Annotated in this window: 12 protein-coding genes; 9 read left to right on the top strand and 3 right to left on the bottom strand. The window is 65.5% G+C overall.

The window, feature by feature from the left end; genetic code table 11:
• The 8 genes from EOA75_RS24450 to EOA75_RS24415 form a co-directional block, all read left to right on the top strand.
• Positions 1-458, top strand: a 458-nt coding sequence (locus tag EOA75_RS24450) for a DAK2 domain-containing protein (protein WP_127325361.1), incomplete at its 5' end; no start/stop codon positions are given.
• Positions 459-468: 10 nt separating this feature from the next.
• A complete protein-coding gene (gene dhaL / locus EOA75_RS24445) occupies positions 469-1,068 on the top strand; it encodes a dihydroxyacetone kinase subunit DhaL (protein ID WP_127325360.1) in 600 nt (199 codons plus the stop codon).
• Complete coding sequence (dhaM, locus tag EOA75_RS24440; protein ID WP_067324268.1) at positions 1,068-1,457, top strand: dihydroxyacetone kinase phosphoryl donor subunit DhaM; 390 nt, start codon at positions 1,068-1,070, stop codon at positions 1,455-1,457. The genes dhaL and dhaM overlap by 1 nt, the downstream gene beginning before the upstream one ends.
• Positions 1,458-1,476: 19 nt before the next feature.
• Positions 1,477-1,779 carry an HPr family phosphocarrier protein gene (locus EOA75_RS24435; protein ID WP_067324266.1) on the top strand — a complete coding sequence of 101 codons (303 nt, stop codon included), beginning with the start codon at positions 1,477-1,479 and terminating at the stop codon, positions 1,777-1,779.
• 41 nt (positions 1,780-1,820) lie between these two features.
• A complete protein-coding gene (gene ptsP, locus EOA75_RS24430; protein ID WP_164747532.1) occupies positions 1,821-3,395 on the top strand; it encodes a phosphoenolpyruvate--protein phosphotransferase in 1,575 nt (524 codons plus the stop codon).
• A gap of 7 nt (positions 3,396-3,402) precedes the next feature.
• A complete protein-coding gene (locus tag EOA75_RS24425; protein ID WP_127247729.1) occupies positions 3,403-3,834 on the top strand; it encodes a hypothetical protein in 432 nt (143 codons plus the stop codon).
• A 25-nt stretch (positions 3,835-3,859) separates the two neighbouring features.
• On the top strand, positions 3,860-4,846 hold the full coding sequence (dhaK, locus tag EOA75_RS24420; protein ID WP_127325358.1) for a dihydroxyacetone kinase subunit DhaK: 987 nt from the start codon (positions 3,860-3,862) through the stop codon (positions 4,844-4,846).
• Positions 4,847-4,904: 58 nt separating this feature from the next.
• The gene (locus EOA75_RS24415) at positions 4,905-5,930 is read left to right on the top strand and encodes a nucleotidyltransferase family protein (protein WP_127325357.1); all 1,026 of its coding nucleotides are present in this window, start codon (positions 4,905-4,907) and stop codon (positions 5,928-5,930) included.
• 16 nt (positions 5,931-5,946) lie between these two features.
• Here the strand turns inward: EOA75_RS24415 and EOA75_RS24410 are convergent, their stop codons facing one another.
• From EOA75_RS24410 to EOA75_RS24400, 3 genes are read right to left on the bottom strand one after another with little or no spacing between them, the layout of a single operon-like run.
• A complete protein-coding gene (locus EOA75_RS24410) occupies positions 5,947-6,933 on the bottom strand; it encodes a serine kinase (RefSeq protein WP_127325356.1) in 987 nt (328 codons plus the stop codon).
• Entirely contained in the window at positions 6,930-7,364 is a 435-nt protein-coding gene (locus EOA75_RS24405) for a lasso peptide biosynthesis B2 protein (RefSeq protein WP_095777037.1), read from the bottom strand. The genes EOA75_RS24410 and EOA75_RS24405 overlap by 4 nt, the downstream gene beginning before the upstream one ends.
• Positions 7,364-7,651 carry a PqqD family protein gene (locus tag EOA75_RS24400; protein ID WP_067324253.1) on the bottom strand — a complete coding sequence of 96 codons (288 nt, stop codon included), beginning with the start codon at positions 7,649-7,651 and terminating at the stop codon, positions 7,364-7,366. Before EOA75_RS24400 ends, EOA75_RS24405 begins: the two co-directional genes overlap by 1 nt.
• A 585-nt stretch (positions 7,652-8,236) precedes the next feature.
• On the opposite strand from EOA75_RS24400, the gene EOA75_RS24390 reads away from it, so the two are divergent.
• The coding region (locus EOA75_RS24390; RefSeq protein WP_164747531.1) for a propionyl-CoA synthetase at positions 8,237-8,467 on the top strand (231 nt) is incomplete at its 3' end.

The raw sequence follows: 8,467 nt of genomic DNA, 5'->3' as shown, positions 1-8,467 counted from the left end.
GAGGCAGCGTGCTCGACCGCGTCGACACGCTGCCGCTTGCGGACAAGGCCGCAACGCTCGCCACAATCGGCGATACATTGGGAACTTCTATGGGCGGTTCCAGCGGCGTGCTTTTGTCGATCTTCTTCACGGCTGCCGCGCAGTCGCTCAACGGCGGCGCGCCGCTCAGCAAGGCGCTGCTCGCCGGCCTTGACCGCATGACCTTCTACGGCGGCGCGAAGCTCGGCGACCGCACAATGGTCGACGCCCTGGAGCCGGCTCTGAAGGCGCTCGACACGAACGGGCTGGAGGCGGCTGCTTCGGCCGCGCGGAGCGGCGCGCAGGCGACGGCGGCGATGCAGAAGGCGAAGGCCGGTCGCTCGGCCTATATCGGCCGCCAGCTTGACATAGCGGATCCGGGCGCGTTTGCAGTTGCCGAGGCGTTCGCGGCCGTGGTGGCCATGTTCGCCCCGGCGTGAAGGACAGGCGATGGCCGCATCCGATTTCTCACAATTGATCGCGGCAACTGCGGATACGATCGCGGCGCATGCCGACGAGCTGACCGCGCTCGACCAGGCGATCGGCGACGGCGACCATGGGCTGAACATGAAGCGGGGCTTCGAGGCGGTGCGCGCCGAAAAGGCCGCAATCGCGGCAAAACCGCTGCCGGACGCGCTGAAGGCGATCGGCACCAAGCTGGTGATGACCGTCGGTGGAGCCTCCGGGCCCTTGTTCGGTACTCTGTTCATGGCGCTCGGCAAGGAACTGTCCGGCACGCCCGACCGCGCCGCGCTGACAGCGGCGCTGGGTAAGGCGATCGAGGCGGTTTCGGCGCGCGGCAAATCGCAGCCGGGGCAAAAAACGATGCTCGACGTGCTGCAGCCGGTGTATGAGGCACTGGCGCAGGGCAAGACGGCTGGCGCAATCGCAGACGCCGCCGACAAGGCGGCCGAGGCCACCGTGCCGATGAAGGCCTTGCGTGGGCGCGCCTCTTTCCTGGGGGAGCGCTCGATCGGGCATATGGACGCCGGGGCGCGGTCGACCGCGCTCTTGGTGCGCGCAGTCGCTGAAGCAATCGAGGGTTCTTGATGAGCAATGTCGGTATCGTCATCGTCTCGCATTCGCCGCTGGTCGCCGAAGGCACGGCCGACATGGTGCGCCAGATGGTGGGCGACGAAGTGCCGCTTGCATGGTGCGGCGGAAACGGCCATGGCGGGCTGGGCACCAGCGTCGAGGCGATCATGGGCGCGATCGACAAGGCCTGGTCGGAAGCGGGCGTCGCCATCCTGGTCGATCTCGGCGGCGCCGAGACCAACAGCGAGATGGCGGTCGAAATGATCGGCGAGCCGCGATCCCGCAGAATAGTCGTCTGCAATGCGCCGATCGTCGAGGGTGCGGTGATGGCGGCGACGGAATCGTCCGGCGGCGCATCGCTCAAGGAAGTGGTGGCGACGGCGCATGAATTGTCGCCGTCGTGAGTGAACGGGAATCGACTCAATGTCCGCATCCGCCGAAGCCACGGTTCTGATCACCCACGAGGTGGGCCTGCACGCGCGCCCTTCGGTGAAGTTCACCAAGCTCGCCAAGTCGTTCACGGCCGAGGTGGAGGTGGCAGTCGCCGCCAACGGCCCCTGGTTCGATGCCAAGAGCATCGTCAAGGTCATGGCGGCCAAGGCGCCGAAAGGAACCGTGCTGCACATAAGGGCGCGAGGCGACGGCGCAAGCAACGCGGTCGAAGCGCTGGTCGGCCTGGTGCAGCGCGATTTCGACGAGGATGCGGATCATGCCCGCTCCGCTTGAGCCGGGTCTGCCGCCCTCTCAATCCGCAAGGAATGCGGGCCATGCGGATTGAGGGCATCCCTGCCTCTCCCGGCTACGCCGAAGGGCCGCTGTTCAACCTCGACCGTCCACCGGCTGCTTATGTGGCCAAGGCGAGCGAGGCGGAGGAGAAAGCAGCGCTGAAGGCGGCCATCGGCAGGGCGGTGAGCCGGCTGACCTCGCTTGTCGAGACGGCCGATGGCGATGCCGCCGGCATCCTCGAATTCCACATCGCCATGCTGGAGGACGTCGCGCTGAGCGCGCCCGCCTTCGCGGCGCTCGGCTCCGGAGAGCCGGCCGACGCTGCCTGGCGGCAAGCACTGGATGCCGAGATCGCCGGCTATGAGGCGTCCGACCAGGACTATTTCCGGGCACGCGCCTCGGACTTGCGCGACATCCGCGACCAGGTGCTGCGAGCGCTGAGCGAGGATAGCGAGACCGCGGCGCCCCTCGGCGCCATCCTCTATGGCCTGGACATCGCGCCGACGCGTTTCCTCGAAACCGACTGGAGCAGAGGCGGCGGCATTGCGCTCGAGGCCGGCAGCACCGCCAGCCATGTCGCCATGCTGGCACGCTCGCGCGGCGTGCCGATGGTGGTGGGGATTGGTGCCTTTGCGGACGAGCCCACCGGAAACGCGCTGCTCGACGCCGAGCATGGCGGCATCGTGCTCTCGCCCTCGCCGAAGGAGATCGAGGCGTTCCGGCAATCATCCTCCTCCTTCGCGGCGCGACAAGGCCAGGCGCAGACTTTTCTCGCCCAGCCGGCGGCGACCAAGGCCGGCACGTCGGTGCGGGTGCAGGTAAACATTGCCTACCCTTCCGATGTCGACGGCATCGACATTGCGACCTGTGATGGCGTCGGGCTCATGCGCACCGAATTCCTGTTCGGCAAGGCCCTGCCGGACGAGGAGACACAGTACCAAGCCTACCGCAAGGTGCTGGAATGGGCCGGAGAAAAACCGGTGACCATCCGCACCATCGATGCCGGCGGCGACAAACCGATCCCCGACTTCACCGTCGAGGAGACCAACCCGTTTCTCGGCCTGCGCGGTATCAGGCTGTCGCTGGCGCGGAGCGACATCTTCCGGGTGCAAATCCGGGCATTGCTGCGCGCCGCCGTACACGGCAATCTGAAGGTGATGTTTCCGATGATCGCCATGGCCGAAGAGTACAGGCAGGCCGCCGCGTTGTTTGCGGAGGAAGAGGCCGCTCTCGTGTCGCGCGGTCTTGCGCACAAGCTGCCGCCGCTGGGCATCATGGTCGAGGTCCCTTCGGTGGCCATCGCGCCGGAGGCTTTTGCCGCCGTTGCCTTCTTCTCGATCGGCTCCAACGACCTGACGCAATATGTGATGGCAGCCGCGCGTGACAACGCCGCCGTTGCACATCTCAACGCTGTCCGCCATCCGGCTGTGATGCGGCTGATCGCTTCGGTCGCGGCCTTCGGGCGCGAGAAAGGAATTCCGGTCAGCCTCTGCGGCGATGCCGGCGGCGATCCGGCCGCCATTCCGGCGCTGATTGAGGCCGGCCTGCGCGACCTATCGGTGGCTCCGGCGCAACTCGCCATGGCCAAGGCGGCCATAGCGGACGTTCCGGTGTAAGCACAGCATGGCCAAGCCTGCCAAGATACAAGAAGCCGGCGCGGAAGACGCGATCCGCGCGTATAAGACCATCCTGTCGCAAGTCATCGACCAGCGGCCTTCCGGCATGCGCCAGCGACTTGCCGATGCGCTCGGCAAGCATCGCAGTTTCGTCACGCAAATCTCCAGCCCGGCCTATTCGATCCCGATCCCGTCGAAGCATTTGCCGGCTATCTTTTCCGTCTGCCATTTCAGCCCGGCCGAGCGCGACCAGTTCCTGGCCGCCTATCACCAAGCGCATCCAGGCAAGCTGCCGGCGGCTTCGGGTCCGCGCAAGACGCGCCACGTCTCGCTCATCGTGCCGGATTTCGGCGACGACAAGCAGAACGCAGCGCTCGACCGGGCGATCAACGAATTCATCCAGAAGATCACCAGCATCGCCGGCAGGGGCAGCGGCTAAGCGAGACCTATTCGGGAGGACTGCCATGAAGAAGTTTCTGAATTCGGTGGACACGGTCCTCACCGAAAGCCTCGATGGCTTCGTCGCCGCGCATTCCGATATCCTCGCGCTCGGCGACGAGCACAAATTCGTTCGCCGCAGGACGCTGAAACCGGGCAAGGTGGCGCTGATCTCGGGCGGCGGCTCGGGCCACGAGCCGCTACATGGCGGGCTGGTTGGCCATGGCATGCTGGACGCCGCCTGCCCCGGCCAGGTCTTCACCTCGCCGACGCCCGACCAGATGCTCGCGGCCGCGCAAGCCGTCGACACCGGCGCCGGCTGCCTGTTCATCGTCAAAAACTATGAAGGCGACGTGATGAATTTCGACATGGCCGCCGAAATGTCGGACGGCGTTCTGCAGGTGGTGACCAATGACGACGTCGCGGTCGAGAATTCGTCCTACACCACCGGTCGGCGCGGCGTGGCCGGCACGCTGGTGGTGGAGAAGATCGTCGGCGCCGCGGCCGAGCAAGGCATGCCACTGCCCGAGCTCAAGGCGCTGGGCGACCGCGTCAACGCCTCGACGCGCTCGATGGGCGTGGCGCTGACCAGTTGCACGGTGCCGGCTGCGGGCAGACCGACCTTCGACATTGGCGACAACGAGATGGAATTCGGCGTCGGCATCCATGGCGAGCCCGGCCGGCGGCGCGATGATCTGAAGAGTGCCGACGCCATCGCCGAGGAGATCTGCACGGCAATCCTCGGCGATCTTGGTGACCGCGCCTGGGGACCGGCGCTGCTTTTCGTCAACGGCTTCGGCGGCACGCCATCGATGGAGCTTTATCTGATGTACAACAGCGCGCGAAAAATCTTCGAGAAGAGAGGCGTGACGGTGACCCGCTCGCTGGTCGGCTCCTATGTCACCTCGCTCGACATGGCAGGCTGCTCGATCACGCTGACGATGCTCGAGGATGAGACGACGGCGCTTTGGGACGCTCCGGTGCACACGGCGGCGCTGCGCTGGGGGATGTAGCGTCGCGCGGGCTTTTCTGCGACCATGGTCGCCTGTTGTTCGCGATATTGCCCGGTTGATGCTGCTCCCGCTTTCACCTGCCGAAGAAAAGCTGCTGCTCGAATTTGCCGATCCGGAGGCGCCGTCCGAGCGGGGCGGGGCCCTCTCGGCAAGCAGCCTCATGGCGCTGCTCGCCAATGCCGAGTTCCACGGCGTGCTGCCGATCATGCTGCGCAAGCTTCGGGAAATCGGCGAGGCCGATCTGCCGAACGATGCCCCCCTGCGGCAAAAACTCTCCGGGCTTCGCGATCAGGCTACACTGGCGACCGGGCAGTCGATGCTGCTGCAATATCACGGCGACCGCATCATGAAGGCCTTGGCCGCGAAAGGCGTTGCGGCTCGCATCGTCAAGGGCCCGGTGTTCGCGCGCAAGCTTTATCGCCATGCTGCCGATCGGCCGTTCACCGACATCGACATACTTGTCGATCCGGCCAGCATCGGCGAGGCCAACAACGTGATCGCCGAATGCGGCTTCACGCTTGCCAGTGGCGAGGCCGAATCGCATGAGTTGCAGGAGTTCAAGTGGCTGGAGAAGGAGAACTCCAGCCTGCTGATCGAGCTGCACGGCAATCTGGTGCATGACACCGGCATGCGGCGGCGCCTGTCGCTCGGCTTCCGCGAGTTGCAGATCATTGACGGCGGCGAGGCCGACACGCCGGCGTCGCTGCTCACCATCGCCATCGTTCATGCCGCCGGAGGCCACAAATTCCACCGGCTGCAGCTCTGTATCGACGTGCTGCAAGGTGTGCGCGCTCTGCAATCGCCGGAAGCCGAAGCGCGCCTTCTCGAAGCCGCGCGTATGACCGGCATCGAACTCGAGCTGGCGACCGTGCTCAATGTGACCGGGCGGCTGTTCGACGAGCCGCGCGCGATCGCCCTTGCCAACCGCATCGAGCCCGATCTGTCGATACGGCTCGCCAAATGGCTGATCACCGGCAACATGCTGCTCAGGGTCAATTCGCGGGACAAGATGCGCTCGCGCCTTAGCCGCGACGCCTTCCGCTGGGTCCAGCGGCTTGCCCGGCCAAGGCCCTATCCGGCCTGAAGGCCCGTTTGGAGATCTACTCCTCCACCGCGCCGCGGATCAGCCCCGCTGCATCGGCCGGGCTTGAGCCGACTTCCAGGGTGAAAGTGGGGACGGCCCTGACCAGTGCCGCGATCGACGCCATCCGCCGTTGCTGCATCGGCAACAGGCCGGTCAGGCCGGTCCTGACATTGTCGGTGGCAAGCGCGACCATCGCATCGGTCCTGGCCAAGGGCGTGAGCCGGGTGTGGCCGTCGGTCGAGCGCGCCAGATGCAGCAGCGCCGAGACCGGCCTGGGACGGACGTCCTCGATGCGAACGATCTCGGCGAGACGCTCCAGCGAGACGGCCTGCTCGCCCTCGGCGTCCCATCTGTCGCCAAGGCAGGGCGAGAGGAATGGCAGCATCGCCGCGGTGTTGCGATGGATCTTCACCTTACGCGGCATGCCCCAGGCCAGGGTGCCTTCAGATGTTGCGCCGAGGATCATCACATCGTCCGAGCATAGGCCGAAGCCCTGCGATGCCAGCGCCATTGAAGTCGTCGACTTGCCAGTGCCGCTCGGCGCATGGATCAGCACGAGCGCCCCACTATCGGGCAGCGTCAGACCGGCGGTATGGAGCATGTACTGCCCGCCGGAATCGAGCGCGGCATCCAGCACCATCATCAGCAGCGTCCATTTGACCTTGCTGTCGGGATGAACGCGGATTTCGGCCGAGCCCTCGTCGGCACGGATCGAGGCCGTCTGGAGGCCGGGAAAGACCAGATGGACGACGTCGCCGGCGTCGATGATGCGGCAATGGCCGTCCAGCGGCACTTCGCCGTCGAAGGCGAGCTTCCCCTCCGGGTTTTCGGGCAGCGCCGACGTTTCGAGGATATCGATGCGAAAGCCGGGTTCGACCGCTTCATTGACGCGCAATGTGCCGAGCATCAGATCGAAGCTCGGCCAGAGCTCGGCGCGCTCTGCCGATATGCCGATGACCTGGCCGTTGAGGTCATAGCAAACGGTGGCTGCGGCGCCGGTCAAGCGGCGCGCGCCTTCACGCTGCCGCCGGGGTGGCGATAGATTTCAACCATGTCGGGAAGGCTGTCGCTGACCACCGGCTTGCCGTCGAGGCAAACCCAGCAATGCGCCGAAAGGCGCGGCTCATGCATCGATTTGGCATCGACACCGAAATGGAGGTCGGGGTTGAAACCCGCCATCCGCAGGAAGCGGAAACCGAGCAGCCCTTCCCTCAGGCATCTGCGATCACGCATCACCCAGGGATGCCGAACCGTGCGGTTGACGCGGCTGACGACGTAGCTCCATGGCAGGCCACGATAGGGTGTGGGCAATTGCAGCGGCGCCAATTTCAGCACGCTTTCGAAATCGCGCCGGGCGACCAGTACCGGTATCAGCCGGGCGCTGAGCCACAGATGAGTGCGGAACAGGGCGCGCAGGAACGGTCCGCCGGCCATCACGCGCCCGGGTCGGCAAGGATGCCTTCGGCCACCAACTCGGCGGCCAGCGCCGTCATGTCGTCGCCGAGCGTCGCCTTGTCGACCTCGAATTCTTCCGACAGCAGATCGACGATGTGGTCGAGGCTGCGGGCGCCGTCGACCTTGTCGAGGAACGCTTCGGTGGTGCCGTTGCAGGTGTAAAGCTGGCCGCTGCGCGCCAGAAGCACCACGGCGCCGTCGCCGACATGCTGCACGGAGGCGTCGTCCGCCATCCGCAGAACCGTTTCAAAGGCGATTTCAGCCATACGCCCGCTCCCTATGCCGAACTGCAATTAGCGCGGCATGCCGTCGCTGTCCATTGCCAAGCGGGCAACGCTGCGTGTCAGACGGCCGGGCTATCGGGCCGCTCGGGCCCGCAACGATGCTCGACAGCTTCCCGCGCCTGACCGGAACCGGTTTTTCGTAAGTTCTTTTCGTCAAAACTTCCCCGGAAAGACTATCCAACTCGCGCGAGAATGATGGTGGGCTGGAACCACTGTCAAGCCGCCGTTCGCGCCAGGGTTGCCATCTTTCCCATAAGTAAGCTAAGAGTCTGCCGGCTTTTTGGGGAGTGGACAGTATGCGTTACAACTGGGATCGTGCTCCGACGGCATTCGAACGCCATCGGAAGGCATTGGCGGCCGCCATTCTAATAGCCGGCGGTGTCGGGCTGATGCTGGCAGCACTGCCGCTCTAAGCCGAATTCACTTGCTGACGTCATAGCGCGCTCCGATCCGGGAGCGGCTGGATCCGTTTGCCGGCAACGCCGACCAAAATGCGAGGAGACATGGCCGGCCAAAGCGGCTTAGGCTATTGCCATACGACGGAATGTTCCTGGGGAGGAAAAGTCGATGGCCTCACGCTACCACGAAGTCTATGAGGGCTGGAAACGCGACCCCATAGCGTTCTGGGCCGAAGCGGCCAAAGCGATCGACTGGTATTCGCCAGCCGAAAAGGTCTTCGATCCGGCGGCGGGCGTCTATGGCCGCTGGTTCACAGGCGCCACCTGCAACACCTGCTTCAATGCCATCGACCGCCACGTGGCGGGGGGGCGCGCCGACCAGCTGGCGCTGATCCATGAC

The organism is Mesorhizobium sp. M1A.F.Ca.IN.022.07.1.1, assembly GCF_003997575.1.
In the GTDB taxonomy this organism is placed as follows: domain Bacteria; phylum Pseudomonadota; class Alphaproteobacteria; order Rhizobiales; family Rhizobiaceae; genus Mesorhizobium.
Note: the sequence above shows the minus strand (reverse complement) of the source record. Positions and strands in the feature narration are given on the sequence as shown.

Excerpts from the sequence above, each read along its gene's own strand:
- dhaL (WP_127325360.1), top strand. The coding sequence starts at position 469 with ATGGCCGCATCCGATTTCTCACAATTGATCGCGGCAACTGCGGATACG.
- dhaM (WP_067324268.1), top strand. The coding sequence starts at position 1,068 with ATGAGCAATGTCGGTATCGTCATCGTCTCGCATTCGCCGCTGGTCGCC.
- EOA75_RS24435 (WP_067324266.1), top strand. The coding sequence starts at position 1,477 with ATGTCCGCATCCGCCGAAGCCACGGTTCTGATCACCCACGAGGTGGGC.
- ptsP (WP_164747532.1), top strand. The coding sequence starts at position 1,821 with ATGCGGATTGAGGGCATCCCTGCCTCTCCCGGCTACGCCGAAGGGCCG.
- EOA75_RS24425 (WP_127247729.1), top strand. The coding sequence starts at position 3,403 with ATGGCCAAGCCTGCCAAGATACAAGAAGCCGGCGCGGAAGACGCGATC.
- dhaK (WP_127325358.1), top strand. The coding sequence starts at position 3,860 with ATGAAGAAGTTTCTGAATTCGGTGGACACGGTCCTCACCGAAAGCCTC.
- EOA75_RS24415 (WP_127325357.1), top strand. The coding sequence starts at position 4,905 with ATGCTGCTCCCGCTTTCACCTGCCGAAGAAAAGCTGCTGCTCGAATTT.
- EOA75_RS24405 (WP_095777037.1), bottom strand. The coding sequence starts at position 7,364 with ATGGCCGGCGGACCGTTCCTGCGCGCCCTGTTCCGCACTCATCTGTGG.
- EOA75_RS24400 (WP_067324253.1), bottom strand. The coding sequence starts at position 7,651 with ATGGCTGAAATCGCCTTTGAAACGGTTCTGCGGATGGCGGACGACGCC.